This window comes from Pseudomonas sp. UBA6323 (assembly GCF_002439135.1).
GTDB lineage: Bacteria > Pseudomonadota > Gammaproteobacteria > Pseudomonadales > Pseudomonadaceae > Aquipseudomonas.
In genome coordinates this window covers 17,702-42,102 of sequence record NZ_DJSX01000002.1, presented here as the reverse complement: position 1 = coordinate 42,102, position 24,401 = coordinate 17,702, and the positions used below count along the sequence as shown (strand labels likewise).

The window sequence follows — 24,401 nt, the reverse complement described above, 5'->3', positions numbered from 1 at the left end:
GTTCCGGGGGCGTCTGATCCTCCACTGACAAGGCTTGACCATGCACCAATTGCGCAAAGACAACCACTACGTTCCCAAGCTGTACCTGAAGCAGTGGTCGCATGAAGGGCTGATTCCTACCTACCGCCTGTTGGTTCCAAACGAAAAGGTCCCCCTGTGGAAAAGGCAATCCTTGAAGGGAATCGCTTACCGCCAGCACCTCTATACCTACCTTGTTGGGCAAGAGGAGACCGATAAGTTTGAGCGCTGGCTCGACAGTGAGTTTGAGAACCCTGCGGAAGAGGCGATCCGGCGAGTTGTTCACGAGGAGCGATTGGAGCCAGAGCACTGGAGGAGGTTGGTGCGTTTCGCAGGAGCATTGGATGTTCGTACACCAGCCCAACTCAGACGGTTCATTGTCCGTCAGAAAGAAACGCTACAGGAGTTAATTGATACGACCCTGCAGCGCTCCATACAGGAGCTGGAGAACACAGTCGCGCGAGGGGAGTCGATACCGCGTCTAGCTGATGATGCCCACGATGACGCGCCTTCGATCTTCAAAGTATCCATCGAGGAGCTGCCAGAGGGTGGTGGGCAAATAAGGGCAGAGACTGTTGTTGGGAGGCAGCTCTGGATTTGGCAGATGAAGCACTCCCTTTCGACAACTCTAAGCCGTTTGCCGATTGAGAACTGGACGATCTTGCATGCCCCTGTAGGTGTGTCTTGGCCCACATCTGATGATCCACTCATCCGCCTAAATCTCCATGACTCAGGGAGATACGACTTCAATGGGGGATGGGGCAATAGGGGTGGGATCATTTTGCTCCCTCTGAGCCCGAAGCACCTCCTTTACACCTGCATCGGCAGCCGGCCCGTATTGCGGGGTAGCAAGGTGGACGTAGCGACAGCTCATCTGATAAGGAAGATCATCATCGAGCACGCGGATCGCTATGTGTTCTCCAGTGAACTGAGTGATATCCACTTGATACGACCTAGGCGGGTCTGCGCGGCCACTCATAAGAACGAGCAGGCATTCTGGCAGCGCTGGCACCACGAGCAGTCCCAAGCTGAGAGAGAGCTGCAAAGCTGATCTCTCCCAGAGACCAGAAGGTATCAGCGATCTGAAACGAACTGGGTTTTGTAGGCACCAAAAGGTTTCAATTGATGCAGGCTAAGTCCTGAGCGATCGCCCGCTTTTGGCCGAAAGCCACCGCTCTCTTTACGCCTTAATCTCGCGCTCTTCCGCTGCTGCATAGCCTGCCCGCCATAAGCCGTAATCTGCGACAATCCCGCCTTTGCCCAGATTGCCCCGATCCAGATGACTGACCTCGCCACGCTGCAGAAGAAACTCGACCACGTCATGATCGCCGAGCGCCATCGCTTGCGCCGGCAGTTACATGAGCTGCAGAAGCATCCCGACGAGGCCAAGCTGGCGCAGTGGCTGGAGCGTTTTCAGGCCTCCAGCGATAAAGTGGCGGCGCGGCGCAGCAGCATCCCCGCCATGCGCTATGACGATGCGCTGCCGATTGCCGCCAAGCGCGACGAGATCAAGGCCGCGCTGGAAAAGAGCCAGGTGGTGGTGATCGCCGGTGAGACCGGCTCGGGCAAGACCACGCAGTTGCCTAAGATTTGCCTGGAAATCGGTCGGGGTGTGCATGGGCTGATCGGTCATACCCAGCCGCGTCGGCTGGCGGCGCGCAGTGTGGCGACTCGGGTAGCGGAAGAGATCGGCACGCCGCTGGGCGAGCTGGTCGGCTATCAGGTGCGTTTCGAGGATCAGAGCAAGGACGGCACGCTGATCAAGCTGATGACCGATGGTATCCTGCTCGCCGAGACCCAGCACGACCGCTTTCTGGAAAAGTACGACACGATCATTGTCGACGAGGCGCACGAGCGTTCGCTAAACATCGACTTCCTGCTCGGCTACCTGAAGACCCTGCTGCCGCGTCGACCGGATCTGAAGCTGATCATCACGTCGGCGACCATCGATCTGGAGCGGTTCAGCAAACACTTCAACGATGCGCCGATCATCGAGGTGTCCGGTCGCACCTACCCGGTGGAAACCTGGTACCGCCCGCTGGCGGCCGAGGTGGACGAGGAGGGCGAGCGCCTGCTCGATGACCTGTCCATCGACCAGGGCATTCTCGCCGCGCTGGACGAGATCGCCGAGCACGAGCGCAGCGTGGGCAAGCGCCCCGGCGATGTGCTGGTGTTCCTGCCCGGCGAGCGCGAGATTCGCGAGGCGGCCGAGGTGCTGCGCAAGGCCAACCTGCGCCATACCGAGGTGCTGCCGCTGTATGCACGGCTGACGCCGGCCGAGCAGCAGAAGATCTTCGCGCCCATGCCGGGGCGCAAGATCGTGCTGGCCACCAACGTGGCGGAAACCTCGCTGACCGTGCCGGGCATCCGCTACGTTATCGACAGCGGCACCGCGCGCATCAGCCGCTATAGCTACCGCGCCAAGGTGCAGCGCCTGCCCATCGAGCCGGTGTCGCAGGCCAGCGCCAATCAGCGCAAGGGCCGTTGCGGGCGGGTCGAGCCGGGCATCTGCATTCGTTTGTACAGCGAGGAGGATTTCCTCGGTCGCCCGGAATTTACCGACCCGGAGATTCTGCGTACCAACCTCGCGGCGGTAATCCTGCAGATGCTGCACCTGCGCCTGGGCAGCATCGAGGACTTCCCCTTTATCGAGCCGCCAGACGGCAAGGCCATCAGCGACGGCTTCAACCTGTTGCAGGAGCTGTCGGCGGTCAACCGCGAAAGCCAGCTCACGCCCATCGGCCGGCAACTGGCACGTCTGCCCATCGACCCACGCCTGGGGCGCATGGTGCTGGAAGGCGCCAAGCAGGGCAGCCTGGAAGAAATCCTTATCGTTGCCGCCGCGCTGTCGGTGCAAGATCCACGCGAGCGACCGATGGATCGCCAGCAGGCCGCCGACCAGGCGCATGCGCAGTGGAAGGATGTGGATTCGGACTTCGCCGCGCTGATCAACCTGTGGCGCGGCTTCGAGGAGAAACGCCAGGAGCTGGGCAGCAACCCGCTGCGCACCTGGTGCAAGAAGAACTTCCTCAACTACATGCGCCTGCGCGAATGGCGTGACGCGCACCGACAATTGGTGCTGATCGCCCGTGAGCTGCAGTTGCAGAGTGGGCGTGGTCGCGATGCTGCCGCTGCGGCGAGCAATCGCGGTCAAGACCGCTCCCACAAGATTGCGCCCACCACCGATACCAAGGTCAACGTGATCCTGCGCGAGCAGGCCGAGGCCAGCGAGGCGGCGGTGCGGGCGAAGAACTACGCTGCTGTGCACAAGGCGATTCTCGCTGGCTTGCTCAGCCAGATCGGCCAGAAGACCGAGGAGGGCGACTACCTCGGCGCACGCCAGCGGCGCTTCTGGATTCACCCATCCAGCGTGATCGGGCGCAAGAAACCCAACTGGGTGATGGCCGCCGAGCTGGTGGAAACCACCAAGCTGTTCGCCCGTATGGTGGCGAAGATCGAGCCGGACTGGATCGAGCCGCTGGCGGCGCATCTGGTGAAGAAGAACCATCTGGAACCGCATTGGGAGAAGAAGCGCGGCCAGGTGGTGGCGTACGAGCAGGTCACCCTGTACGGCATGATCATCGTCGGTCGCCGCCCGGTGCATTACGGTCCCATTGATCCGCCCGTGTCGCGTGAGATGTTTATCCGCGAGGGCCTGGTGCGTGGCGAGATCAACAGCCGCGTGCGCTGCCTGACTGCCAACCGTCAGTTGCTGGAACGCCTCGACGAGCTGGAGGCCAAGTCGCGCCGCCGCGATATTCTCGCCGACGAGGAAACCCTGTTCGGCTACTACGAGGCGCGCATCCCGCAGGACATCTACCAGGCCGCCAGTTTCGAGAGCTGGTACAAGAAAGGCAGCGCCGCCGACCCGCAGCTGTTGATCATGCGCGAGGAAGACGCCCTGGCCCGCGATGCCAGGGAAGTCACCGCCGCACAGTACCCGGACACTTTGCGCATCGGCGAGCTGCAATTGCCGCTGAGCTATCACTTCGAACCCAATCATCCGCGTGACGGCGTGACCCTGCGCGTGCCGGCGCCGCTGTTGCCGCAACTGCAGCCCGAGCGCCTGGAATGGCTGGTGCCGGGCCTGCTGGAGGCCAAGTGCATTGCCTTGGTGCGCGGCCTACCCAAGGCACTACGCAAGAACTTCGTGCCGGTGCCGGACTTCGTCGGCGCCGCGTTGGACAAGCTGGTATTTGGCCAGGGCTCGTTGCCGCAGGCGCTCGGCCAAGAGTTGCTGCGCATGACTGGTGCGCGGGTATCCGACGAGGCTTGGGCAGAAGCGGCTGCAAGCCTGGAAAACCATCTGAAGATGAATATCGAGGTGGTGGATGCGCGCGGCAAGTTCCTCGGTGAAGGCCGCGACCTGGCCGAGCTGACCGCGCGTTTCGCCGAAGCCAGCCAGGCCGCGTTGGCCATCCCGCAGCAGAGCGACAAACCGAAAGCGGTGGAGGCCAAGGTCTTCGCCGAGGTGGCCGAGAAGGCGCAGCAGAAGATTGCCGGGCTTTCCATGACCGTCTACCCGGCGCTGGTGGAGGAGGCGGGTGTGGTCAAGGAAGGGCGCTTCCCGACCCAGGCCGAGGCCGACTTTCAGCATCGCCGTGCGTTGCAACGTCTGCTGCTGCAACAACTGGCCGAGCAGGCCAAGTTCCTGCGCGGCAAGCTGCCGGGGCTGACCGAGCTGGGCCTGCTTTATCGCGATATCGGCCGTATCGAGGCGCTGGTCGAGGACATTCTGTTGGCCAGCCTGGATGCCTGCATCCTCGAAGGCGAAGCGACCCTGCCGCGCGATGGCGCGGCCCTGGCGCAGCTGGCCGAGCGCAAGCGTGGCGACTGGACGGCGCATGCCGAGCGTATCGCCCGCCAGGTGCTGGAGATTCTCAAGCTGCACCATGACCTGCAGAAGCGCTTCAAGGGCAAGATCGACCTGGCCCAGGCCATGGCGCTCAACGACATCAAACTGCAACTGGCCAATCTGGTCTATGCCGGCTTCGTGCGCGAGACGCCGGGCGAGTGGCTCAAGGAAATTCCGCGCTATCTGAAGGCCATCGAGCAGCGCCTGGACAAGGTCGGCGCGCAGGTGCAGCGTGACCGCGTATGGACCGGCGAGCTGACCGGCTACTGGGAACAGTACAAGGCGCGTGCTGGCAAACATGCCCAGGAAGGCAAGCGTGACCCGCAGCTCACGCTGTATCGCTGGATGCTGGAGGAATACCGCGTGTCGCTGTTCGCCCAGCAACTGGGCACCAAGATGGCGGTGTCGGACAAGCGCCTGAGCAAGCAGTGGACGCTGGTTGAAGCGTGATCGGCGTGGCCTGGGCTGCACTGCCCGGGCCGGCGCGGCAAGGTAGGGCGCCTGGCGTCCGATTCGAAGTGGGTTCCACTGTGAAGGTTGAAGTGAGACATGAGCGCAAAAGATGAAAGCGCTGGGCTGAGCCGCAGTGGCTGCCTGGGGCTGTTTGTGGTGGGGCTTCTGTTTGTAATTTCGTTGGTTGCCGGTTTTATCTATTTCGTCACCCGCCCGCAGGGTGGCGAGATTGAAGCGGGTGAGCGCGCGGCCATCGCAGCCTGCTGGGAGCGCACCAAGGGCGCCGACAGTGAGCGTGCCTTCACCGTGGAAAGTTGTCAGGAAATGGAAAAGCAGTTCCTGCGCAAGTTCGGCGAAAAACCATGAGTGTGTTTCGCCGCCTGACGCTCAAGCACTTTGTGCTGGGCTTCTTTGCCGTGGTGTTGGCGGCAATCGTGTTGATCTGGTGGCTCAGCGGCGCGGCCTATCTGCGGCCCTATGCCGAGCAGACGGTGATCTTCGGTCAGGGCGAGTTGAAACTGCCGCCCGAGCTGGCCGGGCCCAGGCCGATTCGCGTGGTGCACTTCTGGGACCCGGATTGCCCCTGCAACGCGGAAACCGACGCGCACCTGCGCTACCTGATCGGCCTGCATCGCAATGCCGATGTCGAGTTCTACAGCGTGCAGAAGCCGGGCAGCACAGGTGAGATCGCGCCGTTTCTGCGCGGGCGGATGGAGCCCCTGCCGGGTATCGAGGGTATGGAGTCGCTGCCGGCCAGCCCGGCGCTGGCGATCTGGGATCGCGACGGCAATCTGGCCTATGCCGGCCCTTACAGCGAAGGGCTGGTGTGTAACTCCAGCAACAGCTTCGTCGAGCCGGTGCTCGAGGCACTGACCCAGGGGCGCCATGTCTCCCTGGCCAGCGGCCTGGCGGTGGGGTGTTATTGCGCCTGGAAGTAGTGACTTAGGATGGTTGCGGGGCGAGCAGGGAAAAGGCATTGCCGCGTGAAAAAGGGGCGTCTTTCCGGCGTAGGAGCGAATTTATCCGCGATGCTTTTCGCGGCTAAAACTCCCCACAGAAGGCGTTGCCGGCGGCAATTGCTTAGAGCATGCGGAGGCGCCTTGGATAGCAGGCGGCTACGGAAGCTGTGGGAGCGAATTTATTCTTGATCCTCCTATCGCGGATAAATCCGCTCCCACGGGGTTATGGGGCGGCTGTAGAACGGGTGCACGAGTCTGAATCTGTAGGAGCGAATTTATTCGCGATCATGGTCAGGCGCCGAACACTATCGCGGATAAATCCGCTCCTACAGAAACTGTTGCCGGCGCCATTGCGCCTTGCGGGACGCAAGGCTTCGCGGACGAGTCCGCTCCCACAAGGGCGACTGTGTCAGCGCTGCGAGCGCTGTGCTTCTGTGGGAGCGGACTTGTCCGCGATAATGCTTTGGATCGAGAGGTATCTGCGGGCGCAATCGCGTAGCCCGGATGCAATCCGGGGCGGATTGCGGTGAAGCCAAAGCAATCGCGGCTGAAGCCGCTCCTACAGAAACTGTTGCCGTCCGCCATTGCGTCATACAGGACGCAAGGCTTCGCGGACGAGTCCGCTCCCACAAGAACGCTGTGTCAGCGCAGCGAGCGCTGTGCTTCTGTGGGAGCGGACTTGTCCGCGATAACGCTTTGGATCGAGAGGTATCTGCGGGCGCAATCGCGTAGCCCGGATGCAATCCGGGGCGGATTGCGGTGAAGTCAAAGCAATCGCGGCTGAAGCCGCTCCTGCAGAAATTGTTGCCGGCTGCCATTGCGCCTTGCAGGACGCAAGGCTTCGCGGACAAGTCCGCTCCCACAAGAACGCTGTGTCAGCGCTGCGAGCGCTGTACTTCTGTGGGAGCGGCTTCAGCCGCGATGCTTTTTGGCCGCGCTCAATTGCCCCGGATTGCATCCGGGCTACAACACTGTAGGAGCGAATTTATTCGCGATCATGGTCAGGAGCCGAACTCTATCGCGGATAAATCCGCTCCTACATGATCGGCCTTGGGGTTGGCTCATCCGCTTAACGAGGCGTGCTCGTATTCGGGCTGACGCCGTCTCGCTAGAGATCCATTCTCGACTTTGTTTCAGTGTCAAGGGAAACCTTGGCGCCGGTTGGCCGCATCTTCTGTGTCATTGATTCCTGTCAATTTGCTGACAAAAAGCTCTAAACCGGGGCTGTGGTCTTTTGTCGCACCCGTTCGCTTCTTTGCTGGCTTCTTTCAACAAAGTGTTTCAAATCTTTGCATATATGTTGCGAAATATGTCGGCCACGGGTGGTCAGCTGGCTCATAAGTAGGCTGCTAACTAATTGTGCAAGGCTGTCGAACCCTGCAACATCCGCGCTTCCCACGGTTCACCGCTTCGCTTGCACGGATGCTCGAGCTCTGAGTTTTTGCTGCCGGCCTTTTACTCGATGGGCCGCACGGCAACTGAAGCCGATCGTGGGGCTCACTCAGTTGAAGGTCGTGACATGAAAGAAGAGAAATACCATCGTTGTGCGCGCTGGCTGGTGATGGCGATTGCCTTCTCGGCGCTCGGTGGATGTGACTGGGCACTGTTCAACTCGAAAGGGCAGATCGGTGTCGAGCAGGGCAATCTGATCCTGATCTCCATCGGACTCATGCTGATCGTGGTGGTACCCGTGATCATCATGACCTTCCTGTTTGGCTGGCGTTATCGCGAGTCGAACGAGAAGGCCACCTACATGCCCGACTGGGCACATTCGCACAAGATCGAACTGGTCGTCTGGGGCGTTCCCCTGATCATCGTCGCCGTTCTGGCGGTCATCATCTGGCAAACCTCGCATTCGCTCGACCCCTATCGCCCGATCGAATCGGACAAGCCGGCGCTGAACATCGAAGTCGTCTCGCTCGACTGGAAATGGCTGTTCATATATCCGGACCAGGGCGTGGCGGTGGTCAATGAGCTGGTGATTCCAGAGAAGACGCCGGTGACCTTCCACATCACCTCCGACACGGTGATGAACGCGCTGTCGATCCCGCAGCTCGGCGGGATGATCTACGCCATGGGCGGCCAGCGTACCCAGCTCAACCTGATCGCCAACGAACAGGGCGAGTTCTTCGGCCAGTCCGGCAATTTCAGCGGCGAAGGCTTTTCGGCCATGCGCTTCACCACCCACTCGGTCAGCGATGAAGACTTCGCGCAGTGGGTCGACAAGGTCAAGCAGTCGCCCGATGTCATGGACTTCGCCGCCTTCAAGCAGGTGGGCGAGCCCGGCGAAATGGTCAACCACCGCTACCCGGTCTACCCGATCCGTTACTTCGGCCAGGTCGAACCGAACCTGTTTAACAAGGTGATCGGGCAGTACGTGACCCTGAAAGATTCCCACAGCACGGCCATGCACGAAGCAGCGGAGGTGCAGGAGTGAATATGTTTGGAAAACTGACTCTGGATGCGATTCCGTACCACGAGCCAATCATCATGATCACCCTGGCCGTCGTGGCGCTGGGTGGTCTGGCGTTGTTCGCGGCGGTGACCTACTTCAGGAAGTGGGGCTACCTGTGGAGCGAGTGGCTCACCTCGGTGGACCACAAGAAAATCGGCGTGATGTACATCCTCGTCGCGCTGGTCATGCTGGTGCGTGGCTTCGCCGACGCCATCATGATGCGTACCCACCTGGCGATGGCCCACGGTGACGGCCAGGGCTACCTGCCGCCCGAGCACTACGACCAGATCTTCACCGCGCACGGCATCATCATGCTGATCTTCGTGGCCATGCCGCTGGTCACCGGCCTGATGAATATCGTCGTGCCGCTGCAGATCGGCGCGCGTGACGTTGCCTTCCCCTACCTGAACTCGCTGAGCTTCTGGCTGTTCGTCGGCGGCGCGCTGCTGATCAACCTGTCGCTGGGCCTGGGCGAGTTCGCCAAGACCGGCTGGGTGGCTTATCCGCCGTTGTCAGGGATTCAGTACAGTCCCGGCGTGGGGATGGATTACTACATCTGGAGCATGCAGTTATCTGGCTTGGGGACGACGCTGACGGGGGTCAACTTCATCGCCACCATCCTCAAGATGCGTGCACCAGGCATGAGCCTGATGAAGATGCCGATCTTCACCTGGACCATTCTGGTGACCTGCGTGCTGATCTGCGGCGCCTTCCCGCCGCTGACCGCGACCCTGGCGATGCTGTCGCTGGACCGCTACCTGGATTTCCACTTCTTCACCAATGAACTGGGCGGCAACCCGATGATGTACGCCAACCTGTTCTGGATCTGGGGTCACCCGGAGGTGTACATCCTCATCCTGCCGGCGTTCGGCGTGTTCTCCGAAGTGGTGGCGACCTTCTCGCGCAAGACCCTGTTCGGTTATGCCTCGATGGTCTGGGCGACCGCGGCCATCGGCGTGCTGTCGTTCGTGGTGTGGCTGCACCACTTCTTCACCATGGGCTCGGGGGCCAGCGTCAACGCCTTCTTCGGCATCATGACCTCGATCATCGCCATTCCCACCGGCGTGAAGATCTTCACCTGGCTGTTCACCATCTTCCGTGGCCGTCTGCAACTGAACGCCATGACCTGGATGACCCTGGGCTTTCTGGTGACCTTCTCCATCGGCGGCATGACCGGCGTGTTGATGGCGGTACCAGCGGCGGACTTCGTGCTGCACAACAGCCTGTTCCTGATCGCCCACTTCCACAACGTGATCATCGGTGGTGCGGTGTTCGGCTACCTGGCCGGCATCATCTACTGGTTCCCGAAAGCCTTCGGTTACAAGCTGATCGACCGCTTCGGCCGCTACTCCTTCTGGTGCTGGCTGATCGGCTTCTACTTCGCCTTCATGCCGCTGTACGTGCTGGGCTTCATGGGCATGACCCGTCGCCTCAACCACTTCGACAACCCGGCCTGGGTGCCGTGGGTGCAGGTGGCCGTGGTCGGCGCCGTGCTGATCGGTATCGGCATCGTCTTCACCGTGGTGCAGTTCGTCACCAGCTACATCAAGCGCAAGGAAAACCTCGACGTGAGCGGCGACCCCTGGGATGGCCGTACCCTGGAATGGGCGACGTCCTCGCCGCCACCGTTCTACAACTTCGCGGTCATCCCGACGGCGGACAAGATCGACGCCTTCTATGAAGCGAAGAAGAACGGTGTCGACCTGATGCCCGCGCCGGAGCACTACGAGCCGATCCACATGCCGAAGAACACCGGCAACGGCCTGGTGGTGTCGGCGTTCGTCATCGCCTTCGGCTTCGCCATGATCTGGCACATCTGGTGGCTGGCCATCGTTGGTCTGGTCGGTGCCGTGGTCAGCTTCATCGTGCGTTCCTACGACAATGACATCGACTACTACGTGCAGCCCGAAGAGATCGCGCGGATCGAGCAGGCGCACCATCAAACCAAAGCCAACGCAGTCGTACAGGCCTAACCATGACCGCTTACGAATCCCATTTTCCACATGACGCTCATGGCCACGGCCATGAGCACCACCACGACACTAGTGGAATCAAGCTGTTCGGCTTCTGGGTCTACCTGATGACCGACCTGCTGATCTTCGCCACGGTGTTCGCCACCTTCGCGGTACTCAGCAATTCCTTCGCCGGTGGTCCCACCGCCAAGGAAATGCTCAGCCCGGGCCTGCACCTGGTGCTGGTGGAAACCTTCGCGCTGCTGTTCTCCAGCATCACCTACGGCATGGCCATGCTCGCCACCTACCGTGGCGACAAGGGCGCGGTGCTGCGCTGGCTGGGCATCACCTTCCTGTTCGGCGTGACCTTCATCTGCATCGAGCTGTACGAGTTCCGTCACCTGATCCACGAAGGTGCCGGGCCGCAGGTCAGCGCCTACTGGTCGGCGTTCTTCACCCTGGTCGGCACCCACGGCCTGCACGTCAGTGCCGGTCTGCTGTGGATGCTGGTGCTGATGTTCCAGGTTGGCAGCCGTGGCCTGACCGACACCAACAAAACCCGCGTGGGACTGCTCAGCCTGTTCTGGCACTTCCTCGACGTGGTGTGGATCTGCGTATTTACCGTCGTCTACCTGATGGGGGTGCTGTAATGGCTCACCAAGACATTCACGTCGCGCATGACAGCCATGTGGGCTTCAAGGATTACCTGACCGGTTTCATCCTGTCGGTGATTCTCACGGTGATTCCGTTCGCTCTGGTCATGCACCCTGAGCTGTTGGGCCTGAGCCGCGGCGCGACGCTGATCACCGTGGTGCTCTTCGGTCTGGTGCAGGTGCTCGTCCACCTCGTGTACTTCCTGCACATGAAGACCGACGCGGAAGGCCGCTGGAATGTCGTTTCGATGATCTTCACCGTGCTGATCATTGCGTTCGTGGTCGGCCTGTCGGTCTGGATCATGTGGAGCATGCACTATCACATGATGATCAACTGATGCTGGCGCTCCTGAAGCAGTACCTCAACCTCGCCAAGCCGGGCATCGTCTTCGGCAATCTGATTTCCGTGACGGGTGGTTTCTTCCTGGCTTCGCGCGGCGATGCGAACCTGGCGCTGTTCCTCGCGACAGCGCTGGGGGTTTCCCTGGTGATCGCCTCAGGCTGCGTGTTCAACAACTACATCGATAGGGACATCGACCAGAAGATGGAGCGCACGCGCAATCGCGTCTTGGCACGGGGGCTGGTTTCACCTGCGCACGCCATCGTCTATGCCTTCGCGCTCGGGGTAGCCGGGGTGGCCGTGCTGTACGCCGCCACCAATACCCTGGCAGTGATGCTGGTGCTGATGGGCTTCGTGGTCTACGTCGGCCTCTACAGCCTGTGGCTCAAGCGTGGCTCGGTGTACGGCACTCTGGTCGGCAGCCTGTCCGGGGCGGCTCCGCCCGTGGTCGGCTACTGCGCGGTGAGCAACGAGTTCGATGCCGGCGCCGCCATCCTGTTGTTGATCTTCAGCCTGTGGCAGATGCCGCATTCCTATGCCATCGCCATCTTCCGTTTCAATGACTACCAGGCCGCGAACATCCCGGTGCTGCCGGTCATCAAGGGCATCTCGGCTGCCAAGCGGCAGATCGTGCTGTACATCGCGGCCTTCGTGGTCGCGACCCTGATGCTGACGCTCAGCGGCTACGCCGGCTACAGCTACTTCGTGGTCGCCGCGCTGAGCGGTGCCTACTGGCTGTGGATGGGCGTGTCGGGCTACAAGGCCGCCGATGATCGAGTGTGGGCGCGCAAGCTGTTCACCTTCTCCATCATCAGCATCACCATGCTCAGCGTGATGATGTCGGTGGATTTCATCTCCTCGCCCGAGCAGGTATTGGTGACCTCCATCAATCACCTGTGCAGCCAGTTCGTCGGCAGCGCGCAGGGTATCTGCGCGGTGGTCGCCGGTATCTGACCTTGGCTTCGTGGGAGGGGCTTGAGCCGCGATTGTCGCCGCTGAAGCGCCTCCCACGATGTTCTTGTCATAGGTTGGATTCGCGCTTCACATCCCCCGCCGGTGGGCATGTAGTCAACTTTGTAGGAGCGGCTTGAGCCGCGATTGTCGCCGCTGAAGCGCCTCTCACGGTGTTATCGCGGTAGGGTGGATCACGCTTCACCGATCCACCATCGGTGGATGTAAAAAGCGACATCCACCCTACGGCAGCACCTTCAGCTTCGGCCAAGTCGCCAGCCAGTTCTTGTCGCGCAGTCGTTGCTGGTAGATCGGCTGCTTTTCATCCTTGAATCTCCCCGCCGGACGTACCACGAGGTCGAACAGGTCTTCCAGGCCGAGCGGTGCGGCAACTTCAACCTCATCTTGCTCATCCAGTCGCACGGCCACCGCCGTCGCGGTCTCCGGCCAGTGCCGCATCGCTTCGGTAGCCGAGGCATAAGGCGCATCGCCATTTCGCAGATGCATGCGTGCCTGATTCTTCACCGACCACTGCAGCGATTCGTCCTGTTGGCGCAGCATCGTCTCCAGTTCAGCGTCGCGAGCAGGGGAGATTTGGCTGCGGTCGAACCAGATCACGTCGATATCTTCCGGCAGCGGGGATGGCGTGCGTTGGTGCAGGTGATCCCAGACCGCGCTGCGCACGAAACCGGCGGCTACCCAGCAATCGGGCAGGTCGAGCCCGCGCACCTGTTGCAGGATGCGCAAGCGCTGTGGGTCGTTGGCAATGAGGGTCTGGAGTTGAGCGGCGAGATTCATGTGCGCAGCCTATCAGCGGTGTCCCTTGCTTGCCTGTTCAGTTGATCTGGTCTTTTGAGCTAGCGCGGCGCGTTGATCGCCCGGCACCAATACTGTTTCGGAAGGTCTGAAGCGCTGAGCCGCTCAGGAGTGCCCGTTTGTGTGATCGTTCATGGCAAGGCGGACCGCATTGCTCCAATCTCCGCGGTTGATTCAACTCTACATAGGGAACATGTAATGGAAATGAAGATCCTGGCCAGCGGCGTCGGCGCGGCCATCCCCAAGACCAGCATTGGCTTCAATCTGTTTAGTGGCGTCTACATCCAGATCAGGCGTGCAAGCGCCGATAAGCCGCAGGTGTTCGGTATCGCTACCGGGCCTGAGGTCGGTGGTAACAGCGGCACGCTGATCGCCGGCCATATCGAGACCAGCTGGATGAAGATCGACGCGGGCAAGCACGCCTGGCTGTGCAGTCGCTCATCGCTGGTCGGCAAGCTGCGGGAAGTCGAGCTCAAGGGTACGTTGCTGTTCAGTGGCAGCGTGGACGTCAACTTCACCATCTATGACGCCAACAACGAGGCCGGCTTTTCGCTGAGCCGCGTGAAGGTCGAGTCGAGTGGCGGGCAGTTGGCCGACACCAAGGTGCGTGGGGTGATCAAGGACATGATGGGGCAGACCCAGAATGGGGGCCTGCTCTGTGGCTAACCGTGACCGAGGTCGTTTCCCGCGCTTGAAGACGCTCTGCAATCTGGCATTGCTCCTGCTGCAGTTGATCACCTTGGCAGCCTACTGGGGCATGGTCAGCGCCAGGCCCAGCTACATGGCGATCAGTCAGGAGCTCTACCCGAGCAGCGAGCGACTGATGAACAGCTGGCTGGCCGACACGCTGGTCTCCATGCCGGCGATGCTGGTGGTAGGCGCCATCTTCGTGTTGAGCGTCGCCAAGGAGTTTGCCGGTCTGAGCAAGGTCCGGCGCATTCAACTCAATGCACTGATCCTGAGCGTGCTGCTGGTCGTGCTGTATTTGGCCGCCTCGCCGCTCTACGTCGCGGCCGCCTGATCAGCCTGCACTCGATTCCGTAGGAGCGGCTTTAGCCGCGATTGTCGCCGCTAAAGCGCCTCCCACCGTCTCAGATACTGTTCTGATTGACCCGCTGCATCAGCTCCTCGGCCGACTCCTTGCGTTCTGAGTAGCGATCCACCAGTTCCGGGTGGTCGCGCAGCAGCCAGGTGAAGCGCATCAGCTCTTCCATCACATCCACCAGGCGGTCGTAGTAGGGCGAGGGTTTCATGCGGTTGTCGTCGCCGAATTCGAGGAAGGCCTTCGGTACCGAGGACTGGTTGGGGATGGTGAACATGCGCATCCAGCGGCCGAGCACGCGCAGCTGGTTGACCACGTTGAACGACTGCGAGCCGCCGCACACCTGCAGCACGGCGAGGGTCTTGCCCTGGGTCGGACGCACCGCGCCCATGGCCAGCGGCACCCAGTCGATCTGCGCCTTGAACACCGCCGACATGGCGCCGTGGCGTTCCGGTGAGCACCACACCTGGCCTTCCGACCACTGCATCAGCTCGCGCAGTTCATGCACCTTGGGGTGCTCCACCGGGGCATCGTCCGGCAGGGGCAGGCCGGACGGGTCGAAGATGCGTGTCTCGGCGCCCAGGTGCTGGAGCAGGCGCGCGGCTTCTTCGACCAGCAGGCGGCTGAACGAGCGCTCGCGGTTGGAGCCGTACAGCAGCAGGATGCGCGGCGCCGGGGCGTCGCTGGGGGCGGCCGCTGGCAGCAGGTCGCTGTCGAGGTTGGGCAGATCGCTCATGCGATTCTCCTTACAGTTCGCCGATCTGGTTCAGTGCCTGTTGCAGCTCGGCGCGGCTCAGGTTGCGCAACGGCAGGGCGAGGAAGGCGCGGCAGCGCCGCTCGATATGCGCCAGGGTGGCGTGGAAGGCAGCGTCGATGGTGGCCTCATCGCCTTCCACGTGGGAAGGATCTTCCAGGCCCCAGTGCGCCTTCAGCGCCGGGCCGAAGTACACCGGGCAGGCCTCGCCGGCTGCCTTGTCGCAGACGGTGATGACAATGTCCGGCGGGCTATCTTCGAAGGCCTCGTTGCCCTTGCTCGACAGGCCGGCGGTGGAGATGGCGGCCGCCTCCAGGGTGCTCAGGCTGCGCGGCAGTACCTGGCCGCGGGGGAAACTGCCGGAACTGACGGCCTGATAGCCGGGCGGGGCAATATGGTTGAACAGCGCCTCGGAGAGAATGCTGCGGCAGCTGTTGGCCGTGCACATGAACAAGACTTTCATCAGGAAGGCTCCGGGTCAGAGGCTCAGGCGCAGGGCCAGAGCGGCAAGAGTCAGCAGGAGGATCGGCAGGGTGAGGATGATGCCGACCCTGAAGTAATAGCCCCAGGTAATACGGATGCCCTTGCGGGCCAACACGTGCAGCCAGAGCAGGGTGGCCAGGCTGCCAATGGGGGTGATCTTGGGGCCGAGGTCGCAGCCAATCACATTGGCGTAGACCATTGCCTCACGTACCAGGCCGCTGGCCTGGCTGGCGTCGATGGCCAGAGCTCCGATCAGTACGCTGGGCATGTTGTTCATGATCGAGGAGAGCAGGGCGCTGAGCAGGCCGGTGCCGATGGCGGCGGCCCAGATGCCTTGCGCAGCCAGCGCGTCGAGCAGGGTGGTGAGGTCCGCCGTGAGGCCGGCGTTGCTCAGGCCGTAGACCACCAGATACATGCCCAGCGAGAACACCACCACCTGCCATGGCGCACCGCGCAGCACCTTGGCCGTGGCGATGTGATGGCCGCGCGCGGCCACGCCGAACAGCACCGCCGCGCACACTGCAGCAATCGCGCTGATCGGGATGCCCAGCGGCTCCAGCGCGAACAGACCGAGCAGCAGCACCAGCAGGACGATCCAGCCGGCGATGAAGGTGTGTGGATCGCGGATCGCCTCACGCGGCGCCGGTAGGCTGCCTACGGCATAGCGCGCAGGAATGTCACGGCGGAAGAACAGCCAGAGCATGCCCAGGGTGGCGGTCACGCTGACCAGATTCACTGGCACCATCACCGCGGCGTAGGCGCCGAAGCCTATGCCGAAGTAGTCGGCCGAGACGATGTTGACCAGGTTCGACACCACCAGTGGCAGGCTGGCGGTATCGGCAATGAAGCCGGCGGCCATGACGAAGGCCAGGGTCGAGGCCGGCGAGAAGCGCAGCGCCAGCAGCATGGAAATGACGATGGGCGTGAGGATCAGCGCGGCGCCGTCGTTGGCGAACAGCGCCGATACCGCTGCGCCGAGTAGAATGCACAGGGCGAACAGGCGTGCGCCATGGCCGCCGGCCCAGCGCGCCATGTGCAGCGCAGCCCACTCGAAGAAGCCGGCCTCATCCAGCAGCAGGCTGATGATGATCAGGGCGATGAAGGTGAAGGTCGCGTTCCACACGATGTCCCACACAGTGGGAATGTCGCCGGGGCTGACCACTCCGGTGAGCAGGGCCAGCACCGCGCCGAGCGAGGCACTCCAGCCGACGCCAAGGCCGCGCGGTTGCCAGATGACCAGAATCAGAGTGAAGACGAAGATGGCGGCGGCGATAAGCATGCGGGCTTCTCAACAGCAAGTGGCGAGGCGGGCAGGGCGGTCGCCCATGTTGGCGAGACGGCTGGCATCCTGCTGCAGCCAGGTGCGGTTGGCAGCCAGGGTGGCGGCCAGCACGTCACGCACCCATTGCGGCAGATCCGGCGCCAGGCGGTAGTACACCCATTGGCCCTGGCGGCGGTCCTGCAGCAGGCCGCTCGTGCGCAGTTGCGCCAGGTGACGTGAGATCTTCGGCTGGCTGTCGGCCAATGCGCAGACCAGCTCGCATACGCATAGCTCACCTTGCTCGACGATCAGCAGTACGGCACGTGCGCGGGTTTCGTCGGCCAGGGATTTGAACAGTGCGGGTGGGGACAGTTGATCGGACATTGGCGGAGCCCAAATATGTGGTTTTCCGAATATACGAAAATCCATATGTGTAAGGCAAACCCGGTGGAGCTCGTCGGGGCTTTGCACTACAGTCCCCGAGCCGGTCGCCGGGACGGATTTTCCCGGCCAGAGATTTCAAGGGAGGCGCTTGATGCGTTTACCGCGCATGCGCAACGTGATGGCCTGGACGCTGGTGGTGCTGTTGTTGATCCTGGTGGCCTTGCTCGGCATTCGTATCGCCGGGCTGTCGGCATTGCCCGAGTTGGAGCCCTGGCACCGCCTGGTGCCGCAGGAGCTGGAGGTCAGCGAGCTGGATGAGGGCGACTGGCAGGCCTACCTGGCTGCCGAGGCGGCCCTTTTCGAGCGCCTGCAACGTGATCTGATCGAGCCGGTCACGGTCTCCGGCACGGCGCCATACAGCCGTTATGCCAGCGACAGCCCGGTCTACCCCGGCAATCTGCCGCATGACTGGAACCGTTCCTTCATCCTGCCGCCTTCGGGCCCGGCGCGAGGCGTGGTGGTGTTGCTGCACGGCCTGACCGACTCGCCCTACAGCCTGCGCCATATCGCGCGGCATCTGAGCGAGCGGGGGCTGCTCGCCGTGGTGCCGCGCATGCCCGGCCATGGCACGGTGCCGGCGGCGCTCACCGCTGCGCATTGGGAGCAATGGTTGGCCACCACGCGCCTGGCTGTGCGCGAGGCGCGGCGTCAGGTACCGGACGGGCCGCTGTATCTGGTCGGCTACTCCAATGGCGGGGCGCTGGCACTGCGCTACAGTCTGGCGGCGCTGGAGGATGAACGTCTGGCCATGCCGCAACGTCTGGTGCTGATCTCGCCGATGATCGGCGTCACCAGCTACGCCCGTTACGCCGGCTTGGCGGCCCTGCCGGCGGTGCTGCCGGCGTTCGCCAAGTCGGCGTGGATGAACGTGCTGCCGGAGTTCAATCCGTTCAAGTACAACTCCTTCCCGGTGCAGGCGGCGCGGCAGACCTACGAGTTGACCCGCGAGGTGCAGAGCGCCTTCGATGCTGCCGAGGCCGATGGCCGTCTGTCGCGGCTGCCACCGGTGCTGGCCCTGCAATCACTGGCCGACAGCACCGTGAGCACGCCCGCGGTGGTGCGCCAGCTGTTCGCGCGCCTGCCGGCCAACGACAGCGAGCTGGTGGTGTTCGATATCAATCGCTCGCAGGCCGCCAGCTCCCTGTTGCGAGCCGATATGAGCGGATTGCTGGAGCAACTGCTGCCAACGGCTCGGCGTGACTACGACCTGACCGTGGTCGGCGTGGTCACCGAGCAGGGCCGTGCAGTCGAGGCCCGACGTATCGCCGCAGGCAGCCAGCAGGTTCAGCGTCAGCCGCTGGGCGTGGACTATCCGAGTCAGCTGTTCTCGCTGTCGCATGTGGCCTTGCCGTTCCCGCCGAGCGATCCGTTGTACGGAAGCGACCCGGCAGCGGACGAATCCTATGGCGTATCGCTCGGCACCCTGGCGCCGCGTGGTGAACATGGCGTGCTGGTGGTGGGGTTGGACAGTCTGCAACGGGCAACTTCCAACCCCTTCTACGACTACCTGCTGCAGCGCATCGACGAGCACTTGGAGTGAGCGCCGAGGTGGGCGGCCAGCATGCGTTTCTTCCCCTTTTATGGGCGCGAACACCGGCCGCGTGGCGTGCCTGCCGATCGCTGCTGGCCATCGCGGCAACAGGCGCGCGTTGATAGCGGCGACCAGCAGGGCGGTGGCCGCCCACCAGGCCGGCCGTCGCCGCTCAGTCTTGCAGCAGCGCGTCCAGCTTGCCTGCACGCTCTAGCGCGGCCAGATCATCGAAGCCACCGACAGCTGCTCGCCGATGAAGATCTGCGGCACGCTGCGGCGCTTGCTGCGCTGCAGCATTTGCGCCATCAGCTCGGGCGAGCGGCTCACGTCGATCTCCTCGTAGGTCACGCCCTTGCGCGTCAGCAGCGCCTTGGCATTGATGCAGTAGGGGCAGTACGCAGTGGTGTAGAGGGTGACGGCTTGCATGGTGGACCTCCGGCGTCATCAGACGGCTGCTGGTGGAAAGTCGACAACGGTTTCGGCCAGGTTGTTGAGGTAATTGGTCAGCGTCATCAGCGCGACGTTGGCTACCACCTCGACGATAGCGGCGTCACTCAACCCGGCCTCGCGTGCGGCTTGCAGCTGCGCATCGCTGATGCGGCCACGGCTGTCGATGACCTGCCGGGTCAGGCGCGCCACGGCATCGAACTCGCCATTGCGGGCGCTGCGAATGTCTGCCTCGCTCAAACCGGCCTTGCCGGCGAACAGGGTGTGCGCGGCCAGGCAGTAGTCGCAGCCGTTGACCTGCGAGCTGGCCAGCGCCACCACTTCGCGCGCCCTGGCGTTCAATGTGCCTTTGCCGAGGGCCTGGGACAGCGCCAGGTAGCCGCTCAGCGCGGCCGGGGCGTGGGCCAGGGTGGCGAAGGTATTGGGGATGAAACCGAGTCCCTTGCGGATGCCTTCCAGTTGCGCCTGGGCGCTGGCAGCGGTTTGCTCGAAGGGCAGTGCGGCGATGCGAGTCATGGTGATTCTCCAGTCTTGGTGGGGAGCTTGTCGTTCAAGCCTGGAGTCAGATTATTGAAACGAGCTGGCCTTTCGGATTCAGATCGTCGATGTTATGCGACAGATCGTCCAAGAGACCGAAATGAACATGGATCGCCTGTCCAGCCTGCTGCATCACTTCAATCTGCACGCCAGCACCTTCCACCGTGGTGGCTTCTGCGGCACCAGCAGCCATGGCGAGCATGAGCCGCACGGTTACATCCACCTGCTGCGCGCCGGACGCATGAGCTTTCGCGAGGGCGATGGCCGCGAACTGCATCTGGCCGAGCCGAGCCTGATGCTGGTGGCCAGGCCGCGCCTGCACCAGATGAGCGCCAGCGAGGCCGACGGCGCCGAACTGGTCTGCGCCACCCTGGCCTTCGATGGTGGCATCGACAATCCGCTGTCGCGGTCGCTGCCCGGGGCCATCGTCAAACCCTTGCGCGAGCTGCCGAGTCTGAGCGGTTGCCTGGACTGGCTGTTCGCCGAGGCGGCGGGGGAGGATTGCGGGCGTGAACTGGTGCTCAACCGCCTTTTCGAGCTGATGGTGATCCAGCTGCTGCGCCATCTGATGAACAATCGCGAACTGGCCTCGGGGATGATCGCGGGCCTTGCCGAACCGCGCCTGGCGCGCGCGCTCAATCGGATGCATGAGAAGCCGCAACATGGCTGGTCGGTGGCCGAGTTGGCTGCGCTGGCCGGCATGTCGCGGGCCAGTTTCGCTGCGTATTTTCACCAGGTGGTAGGCGCTACGCCGGCCGATTATCTGGTGGGCTGGCGCGTCAGCCTGGCGCAGAAGCGCCTGCGTGAAGGCAGGCCCATGGCACTGATCGCCGATGAGGTCGGCTACGAAAGCCCCTCGGCCCTGGCCCGCGCGTTTCGCCGCAAGGTGGGAACGAGCCCCAGTGAGTGGCTGAAGCAGGGCGGTTGAGTATCACGCGGCAGCTTTGATCTGCGGCAATCGGGCTGTTGATCGGGCTCGACCACAGTGCCCCGATAGTGCATGGTGGCGCCCCACGCTGCCTGCTTCGAGAGTCGCGCCATGTTCGAAATCCAAGCCATCGACCCCGCCTATTACCGCCAGCAGACACGCCGCAGCACGATGGTGATCGCGGTCGTCTTCGTGGCGCTGGCCATGCTCTGCGCCACGCTGAGTACGCAGGTGTTCGGCACGCCCGGTGGCGACAACTTCAGGTGGAACCTGCTCGGTGTGGCAGCGGGTCTGATGCTCACCGTCGCCCTGGTGCGCCAGCAGCTATGGTCGCGGCCGTTCATGGCACCGGCCGTTTATGGCTGGCGGCTCAAACGCAGCCTGATGCGCATCACCAACGTCATGCATCACGTCAAGGCGGGTGTGGCGCAGGGGGATGAAAGCGCGATGAAACTGCTGCGTTTCTATCACCTGGGGGTCACCCAGATGCACCAGCTCGACGGCAATTCCAGTGAGCTGAGCCAGATGGTGCGCGAGATCGACGATCACCGCGAGGCGATGCAGCAGCGTGGGCTGGATATCGAGCAGACGCGGCTCGATCCTGCCTCGCTGGAGTGGGTGAAGTCCTTCAACTGAACACTTCGTTATCGAGTCACAATGACTTATTTGCTGTTATTTTGACTTTTATTTTCTGCTGTCATTAGTACCTTTATTTTTCTATCTATTTGTTTTTCAAGATAAAAATATGTGGCACGAAATCTGACTATCTCCGGGTGCAATGCCCATTACAGGAGAAAATCAGATGAAACCCCTTGCCTTGCTCGCTTTTTCCCTTGGCCTTGCGGCCACCAGTGTCTTGCAGGCGGCCGAAGTGGTCGCCGAGCGTGAGGAAAACTCCGTCGGCGCCGGCTTCGGTGGCCTGTCCGGCCTGATGCTCGGCGCTGCCGCTGGCGGCCCCGTCGGTGCGCTGGTTGGCGCTGCCGCCGGGCTTTGGTCCGGAGCTCAGGTTCAGTCCGCCAGTGGCAACAGCGGTACGGCCTATGTCGTGCGTCATGAAGACGGTCGCGAACAGTGGGTGCGCTCGCCTAATGAGCGCTTCGAGTTGGGCCAGCAAGTGGAAATGAACGGTATCCGTCTGCTGGCTCAGTAAATCGATTTGGCTGGGAGGTTACTCAGCCACCGCATTCACTTTTTTCGCTTCGAGGACTTTTCATGAATACGAATTTTCAGGGCCGTCTGGCGGTCGTGACCGGGGCCAGCTCGGGTATTGGGCTGGCTGTGTGCGATCTGTTGCTGCAGCGCGGTGCGCGAGTGCTTGCCTTCTCGCGGCGCCTCGGTGCACTGGCCGCGTTGCAGGCGTCCTACCCCGAGCAGCTGCACTGGTGCGCCGGCGATGTCACCGATATCGACTCCCTGCACGCACTGGCCGAGCGGGCCGGGCGACTCGGTGCCGTGGATTATCTGGTGCCCAATGCCGGTATCGCGCGGCTCGCGCCGGGCGGCGACATGCAGGCATTCGAGCAGCAGTGGCGGGTCAACGGCGCTGGCGCGGTGAATACCTTCGAGGTGATCAAGCCGCATCTGGCGCGGCCGGCGTCCGTGGTGTTCATCAGTACGTTCCTGCGCCAGCTTGGTTTCGCCGGGCTCGGTGGATACATCGCCAGCAAGGCAGCGTTGTCGGCGCTGGTGCGCAGCCTGGCACTGGAACATGCCGGCGAAGGGCTGCGGCTCAATCTGGTTTCGCCGGGACCGACGGCGACGCCGATCTGGAACAGTCTGGGCTTGGCCGAGGATGCCCTGGCGGGTGTCGCCAGTGAAGTGAACAAGCGCCTGGTCAATGGTGAGTTCCTCGAACCGCAGGCGATCGCCGAAGTGGTGCTGTTCCAGCTGGGCAACGGAGCACGCGGCGTCTATGGTCAGGATTGGGTGGTGGACAAGGGTTATACCCTGCAGTGAGCGGTTCAGGGGCGGCATGGCTGCCGCCCCGACTGCGCGACATATCCCCTGACATTTGCTCAACCTCACGGTCAACGCTTAAAGGTTATTGAAAGGTTCGCCTCTTAGCCTCCCCACGCGCCTTTCGCGTGCTTACAAGAAAAAGAGGAGAAAGCGGTTTGTTGACCCTGATTGGCCTGTTGACCATTTGCAGCCTGGTTGTGCTGTTGCTCATCGGGCGCATGTCGCCTGTTCTGCCGTTGATCGTGGTGCCGCTGCTCGGCGCCTTGGCCGCGGGTTTCGGCCCGGAGGCAATTTCCGGTTTCTTCACCGATGGCATCGGCCGCGTGACGGCGATCGCCACCATGTTCGTGTTTGCCATCACCTTTTTCGGCGTGCTGCAGGACACCGGGCTGTTCCGCCCATTGATCGGCGGCATGGTGCGACTGACCCGCGGCAACGTCATCGCCGTCACCGTGGCCACGGCCATCATCGGCATGCTGGCGCACCTCGATGGCGCTGGCGCCACCACCTTCCTGCTTACCGTTCCCGCGCTGTTGCCGCTATACAAGCAGCTGCGCATGAGCCCCTATCTGATGCTGCTGTTGCTGGCGCTGGGCGCCGGTATCTTCAACATGGTGCCCTGGGCCGGGCCGTTGGGGCGCGCTGCGGCGGTTACGGGTATCGATGTCACCGATTTGTGGCGTCCGCTGATCGTCATTCAGGGTATCGGCGTGGTGCTGTTGATCGCCCTGGCTGCCTTGTTGGGCGTTCGTGAACAACGCCGCATCGCCGCAGGCAACAGCAGTGACGAGGGCGTGCTGGTGGACACCAGTGGCGACCTGCACATGACGCCCAGCGACGAGGAACGTGAACTGGAGCGCCCGCAGCTGCTGTGGGCAAACGCGGCTCTGTTCCTGCTGGTACTGGTGGCGCTGTTCACCGGTATCCTGCCGGCCGGCTATGTATTCATGATCGGGCTGTCGCTGGCGCTGCTGCTCAACTACCGTGGCGGCAAGGCGCAGATGCAGCGTATCGCCGCGCATGCGCCGGCCGCGCTGAGCATGGGCATGATTATTCTGGCGGCGGGTTCGATGCTCGGCATCTTCACCGGCACCGGCATGCTCACCTCCATCGCCCAGGATCTGGCCGGCGTGCTGCCAGCGTCCCTGGTGGGCCAGATGCATATCGTGCTCGGCCTGTTCGGCCTGCCGATGGAACTGCTGCTTAGCACCGACGCCTATTACTTCGGCCTGCTCCCGGTGACCCTGGAAGTGGTTGCGGGACATGGCGTGGAGCCGGCCAGCGTGGTCTATGCGCTGATCATCGGCAATATCATCGGCACCTTCATCAGTCCGTTCTCGCCGGCGTTGTGGCTGGCTCTGGGCCTGGCCGGGCTGGATCTGGGCCGGCACATCCGCTACTCGCTGTGGTGGATGTGGGGCTTCTCGCTGGTGCTGTTCGGCTCCGCCTGGGCGTTGGGCATGTTCTAGCACTTGGTAGGGCTCGCTTCTCCTGGTAGAGGCGAGCGAGCCACAAAGTCTCTCGCGCCCGGGCTTGCCCGGGCGTGCTGCATCTGGCGGGTGA

23 protein-coding genes and 1 pseudogene are annotated in these 24,401 nt (G+C 62.6%); 17 read left to right on the top strand and 7 right to left on the bottom strand.

From position 1 onward, the window contains the following. Positions 1–40: 40 nt before the first annotated feature. The 9 genes from B3P22_RS00360 (at position 41) to cyoE (ending at position 12,639) form a co-directional block, all read left to right on the top strand. Positions 41–1,069 (top strand): DUF4238 domain-containing protein, encoded by a 1,029-nt coding sequence (locus B3P22_RS00360; RefSeq protein WP_296269437.1) that lies wholly within the window; start codon positions 41–43, stop codon positions 1,067–1,069. A 228-nt stretch (positions 1,070–1,297) separates the two neighbouring features. After that, entirely contained in the window at positions 1,298–5,323 is a 4,026-nt protein-coding gene (hrpA, locus tag B3P22_RS00355; RefSeq protein WP_296269436.1) for an ATP-dependent RNA helicase HrpA, read from the top strand. A gap of 99 nt (positions 5,324–5,422) precedes the next feature. After that, the gene (locus tag B3P22_RS00350; protein WP_275544526.1) at positions 5,423–5,692 is read left to right on the top strand and encodes a hypothetical protein; all 270 of its coding nucleotides are present in this window, start codon (positions 5,423–5,425) and stop codon (positions 5,690–5,692) included. Further along, positions 5,689–6,264, top strand: coding sequence for a DUF6436 domain-containing protein (locus tag B3P22_RS00345; protein ID WP_296269435.1), 576 nt, complete (start codon positions 5,689–5,691; stop codon positions 6,262–6,264). The genes B3P22_RS00350 and B3P22_RS00345 overlap by 4 nt, the downstream gene beginning before the upstream one ends. A 1,540-nt stretch (positions 6,265–7,804) precedes the next feature. Continuing rightward, positions 7,805–8,722, top strand: coding sequence for a ubiquinol oxidase subunit II (cyoA, locus tag B3P22_RS00340; protein ID WP_296269434.1), 918 nt, complete (start codon positions 7,805–7,807; stop codon positions 8,720–8,722). Positions 8,723–8,724: 2 nt separating this feature from the next. Then, complete coding sequence (gene cyoB, locus B3P22_RS00335; RefSeq protein WP_296269433.1) at positions 8,725–10,713, top strand: cytochrome o ubiquinol oxidase subunit I; 1,989 nt, start codon at positions 8,725–8,727, stop codon at positions 10,711–10,713. A 2-nt stretch (positions 10,714–10,715) separates the two neighbouring features. Further along, entirely contained in the window at positions 10,716–11,342 is a 627-nt protein-coding gene (gene cyoC, locus B3P22_RS00330; RefSeq protein WP_296269432.1) for a cytochrome o ubiquinol oxidase subunit III, read from the top strand. Further along, on the top strand, positions 11,342–11,683 hold the full coding sequence (gene cyoD / locus B3P22_RS00325; RefSeq protein WP_197855993.1) for a cytochrome o ubiquinol oxidase subunit IV: 342 nt from the start codon (positions 11,342–11,344) through the stop codon (positions 11,681–11,683). Before cyoC ends, cyoD begins: the two co-directional genes overlap by 1 nt. Then, positions 11,683–12,639, top strand: coding sequence for a heme o synthase (gene cyoE / locus B3P22_RS00320; protein WP_296269431.1), 957 nt, complete (start codon positions 11,683–11,685; stop codon positions 12,637–12,639). Before cyoD ends, cyoE begins: the two co-directional genes overlap by 1 nt. Positions 12,640–12,879: 240 nt before the next feature. Here the strand turns inward: cyoE and B3P22_RS00315 are convergent, their stop codons facing one another. Further along, entirely contained in the window at positions 12,880–13,434 is a 555-nt protein-coding gene (locus tag B3P22_RS00315; protein ID WP_296269430.1) for a nucleotidyltransferase family protein, read from the bottom strand. A gap of 216 nt (positions 13,435–13,650) precedes the next feature. On the opposite strand from B3P22_RS00315, the gene B3P22_RS00310 reads away from it, so the two are divergent. Together B3P22_RS00310 and B3P22_RS00305 are read left to right on the top strand one after the other, a co-directional pair. Beyond that, on the top strand, positions 13,651–14,118 hold the full coding sequence (locus B3P22_RS00310; RefSeq protein ID WP_296269429.1) for a hypothetical protein: 468 nt from the start codon (positions 13,651–13,653) through the stop codon (positions 14,116–14,118). Then, complete coding sequence (locus B3P22_RS00305; RefSeq protein ID WP_296269428.1) at positions 14,111–14,473, top strand: hypothetical protein; 363 nt, start codon at positions 14,111–14,113, stop codon at positions 14,471–14,473. The genes B3P22_RS00310 and B3P22_RS00305 overlap by 8 nt, the downstream gene beginning before the upstream one ends. 70 nt (positions 14,474–14,543) lie before the next feature. On the opposite strand, the gene arsH is transcribed toward B3P22_RS00305, so the two are convergent. The 4 genes from arsH to B3P22_RS00285 are packed head-to-tail and all read right to left on the bottom strand — an operon-like array spanning position 14,544 to position 17,376. Continuing rightward, positions 14,544–15,230 carry an arsenical resistance protein ArsH gene (arsH, locus tag B3P22_RS00300; RefSeq protein ID WP_296269427.1) on the bottom strand — a complete coding sequence of 229 codons (687 nt, stop codon included), beginning with the start codon at positions 15,228–15,230 and terminating at the stop codon, positions 14,544–14,546. 10 nt (positions 15,231–15,240) lie between these two features. Further along, positions 15,241–15,711, bottom strand: a complete 471-nt coding sequence (locus tag B3P22_RS00295) for an arsenate reductase ArsC (protein WP_296269426.1) — start codon at positions 15,709–15,711, stop codon at positions 15,241–15,243. Positions 15,712–15,726: 15 nt separating this feature from the next. Next, complete coding sequence (locus tag B3P22_RS00290) at positions 15,727–17,010, bottom strand: arsenic transporter (RefSeq protein ID WP_161866543.1); 1,284 nt, start codon at positions 17,008–17,010, stop codon at positions 15,727–15,729. 9 nt (positions 17,011–17,019) lie between these two features. Continuing rightward, positions 17,020–17,376 (bottom strand): metalloregulator ArsR/SmtB family transcription factor, encoded by a 357-nt coding sequence (locus B3P22_RS00285; RefSeq protein WP_161866542.1) that lies wholly within the window; start codon positions 17,374–17,376, stop codon positions 17,020–17,022. A 151-nt stretch (positions 17,377–17,527) separates the two neighbouring features. On the opposite strand from B3P22_RS00285, the gene B3P22_RS00280 reads away from it, so the two are divergent. Beyond that, positions 17,528–18,976, top strand: coding sequence for an alpha/beta hydrolase (locus tag B3P22_RS00280; protein WP_161866541.1), 1,449 nt, complete (start codon positions 17,528–17,530; stop codon positions 18,974–18,976). 163 nt (positions 18,977–19,139) lie between these two features. On the opposite strand, the pseudogene grxC reads toward B3P22_RS00280, so the two are convergent. Next, positions 19,140–19,393: pseudogene (gene grxC, locus B3P22_RS00275) on the bottom strand (glutaredoxin 3). Between the two features lie 18 nt (positions 19,394–19,411). Beyond that, complete coding sequence (locus B3P22_RS00270) at positions 19,412–19,930, bottom strand: carboxymuconolactone decarboxylase family protein (RefSeq protein ID WP_296269425.1); 519 nt, start codon at positions 19,928–19,930, stop codon at positions 19,412–19,414. 121 nt (positions 19,931–20,051) lie between these two features. On the opposite strand from B3P22_RS00270, the gene B3P22_RS00265 reads away from it, so the two are divergent. The 5 genes from B3P22_RS00265 (at position 20,052) to B3P22_RS00245 (ending at position 24,307) form a co-directional block, all read left to right on the top strand. Next, complete coding sequence (locus B3P22_RS00265; RefSeq protein ID WP_296269424.1) at positions 20,052–20,879, top strand: AraC family transcriptional regulator; 828 nt, start codon at positions 20,052–20,054, stop codon at positions 20,877–20,879. Between the two features lie 111 nt (positions 20,880–20,990). Then, complete coding sequence (locus B3P22_RS00260; protein ID WP_296269423.1) at positions 20,991–21,515, top strand: DUF3087 domain-containing protein; 525 nt, start codon at positions 20,991–20,993, stop codon at positions 21,513–21,515. 166 nt (positions 21,516–21,681) lie between these two features. After that, positions 21,682–22,029 carry a hypothetical protein gene (locus B3P22_RS00255; protein WP_212630121.1) on the top strand — a complete coding sequence of 116 codons (348 nt, stop codon included), beginning with the start codon at positions 21,682–21,684 and terminating at the stop codon, positions 22,027–22,029. A gap of 62 nt (positions 22,030–22,091) precedes the next feature. Further along, positions 22,092–22,835, top strand: coding sequence for an SDR family NAD(P)-dependent oxidoreductase (locus B3P22_RS00250; RefSeq protein ID WP_296269422.1), 744 nt, complete (start codon positions 22,092–22,094; stop codon positions 22,833–22,835). A 158-nt stretch (positions 22,836–22,993) separates the two neighbouring features. After that, positions 22,994–24,307: a CitMHS family transporter gene (locus B3P22_RS00245; RefSeq protein WP_296269421.1), complete on the top strand. Its 1,314-nt coding sequence runs from the start codon at positions 22,994–22,996 to the stop codon at positions 24,305–24,307. The last annotated feature ends 94 nt before the right edge of the window (positions 24,308–24,401 follow it).

What these genes read in the sequence shown, in the direction of transcription:
- B3P22_RS00360 (WP_296269437.1), top strand. Translation starts at nt 41, where the DNA reads ATGCACCAATTGCGCAAAGACAACCACTACGTTCCCAAGCTGTACCTG.
- hrpA (WP_296269436.1), top strand. Translation starts at nt 1,298, where the DNA reads ATGACTGACCTCGCCACGCTGCAGAAGAAACTCGACCACGTCATGATC.
- B3P22_RS00350 (WP_275544526.1), top strand. Translation starts at nt 5,423, where the DNA reads ATGAGCGCAAAAGATGAAAGCGCTGGGCTGAGCCGCAGTGGCTGCCTG.
- B3P22_RS00345 (WP_296269435.1), top strand. Translation starts at nt 5,689, where the DNA reads ATGAGTGTGTTTCGCCGCCTGACGCTCAAGCACTTTGTGCTGGGCTTC.
- cyoA (WP_296269434.1), top strand. Translation starts at nt 7,805, where the DNA reads ATGAAAGAAGAGAAATACCATCGTTGTGCGCGCTGGCTGGTGATGGCG.
- cyoB (WP_296269433.1), top strand. Translation starts at nt 8,725, where the DNA reads ATGTTTGGAAAACTGACTCTGGATGCGATTCCGTACCACGAGCCAATC.
- cyoC (WP_296269432.1), top strand. Translation starts at nt 10,716, where the DNA reads ATGACCGCTTACGAATCCCATTTTCCACATGACGCTCATGGCCACGGC.
- cyoD (WP_197855993.1), top strand. Translation starts at nt 11,342, where the DNA reads ATGGCTCACCAAGACATTCACGTCGCGCATGACAGCCATGTGGGCTTC.
- cyoE (WP_296269431.1), top strand. Translation starts at nt 11,683, where the DNA reads ATGCTGGCGCTCCTGAAGCAGTACCTCAACCTCGCCAAGCCGGGCATC.
- B3P22_RS00315 (WP_296269430.1), bottom strand. Translation starts at nt 13,434, where the DNA reads ATGAATCTCGCCGCTCAACTCCAGACCCTCATTGCCAACGACCCACAG.
- B3P22_RS00310 (WP_296269429.1), top strand. Translation starts at nt 13,651, where the DNA reads ATGGAAATGAAGATCCTGGCCAGCGGCGTCGGCGCGGCCATCCCCAAG.
- arsH (WP_296269427.1), bottom strand. Translation starts at nt 15,230, where the DNA reads ATGAGCGATCTGCCCAACCTCGACAGCGACCTGCTGCCAGCGGCCGCC.
- B3P22_RS00295 (WP_296269426.1), bottom strand. Translation starts at nt 15,711, where the DNA reads ATGAAAGTCTTGTTCATGTGCACGGCCAACAGCTGCCGCAGCATTCTC.
- B3P22_RS00290 (WP_161866543.1), bottom strand. Translation starts at nt 17,010, where the DNA reads ATGCTTATCGCCGCCGCCATCTTCGTCTTCACTCTGATTCTGGTCATC.
- B3P22_RS00285 (WP_161866542.1), bottom strand. Translation starts at nt 17,376, where the DNA reads ATGTCCGATCAACTGTCCCCACCCGCACTGTTCAAATCCCTGGCCGAC.
- B3P22_RS00280 (WP_161866541.1), top strand. Translation starts at nt 17,528, where the DNA reads ATGCGTTTACCGCGCATGCGCAACGTGATGGCCTGGACGCTGGTGGTG.
- B3P22_RS00270 (WP_296269425.1), bottom strand. Translation starts at nt 19,930, where the DNA reads ATGACTCGCATCGCCGCACTGCCCTTCGAGCAAACCGCTGCCAGCGCC.
- B3P22_RS00265 (WP_296269424.1), top strand. Translation starts at nt 20,052, where the DNA reads ATGAACATGGATCGCCTGTCCAGCCTGCTGCATCACTTCAATCTGCAC.
- B3P22_RS00260 (WP_296269423.1), top strand. Translation starts at nt 20,991, where the DNA reads ATGTTCGAAATCCAAGCCATCGACCCCGCCTATTACCGCCAGCAGACA.
- B3P22_RS00255 (WP_212630121.1), top strand. Translation starts at nt 21,682, where the DNA reads ATGAAACCCCTTGCCTTGCTCGCTTTTTCCCTTGGCCTTGCGGCCACC.
- B3P22_RS00250 (WP_296269422.1), top strand. Translation starts at nt 22,092, where the DNA reads ATGAATACGAATTTTCAGGGCCGTCTGGCGGTCGTGACCGGGGCCAGC.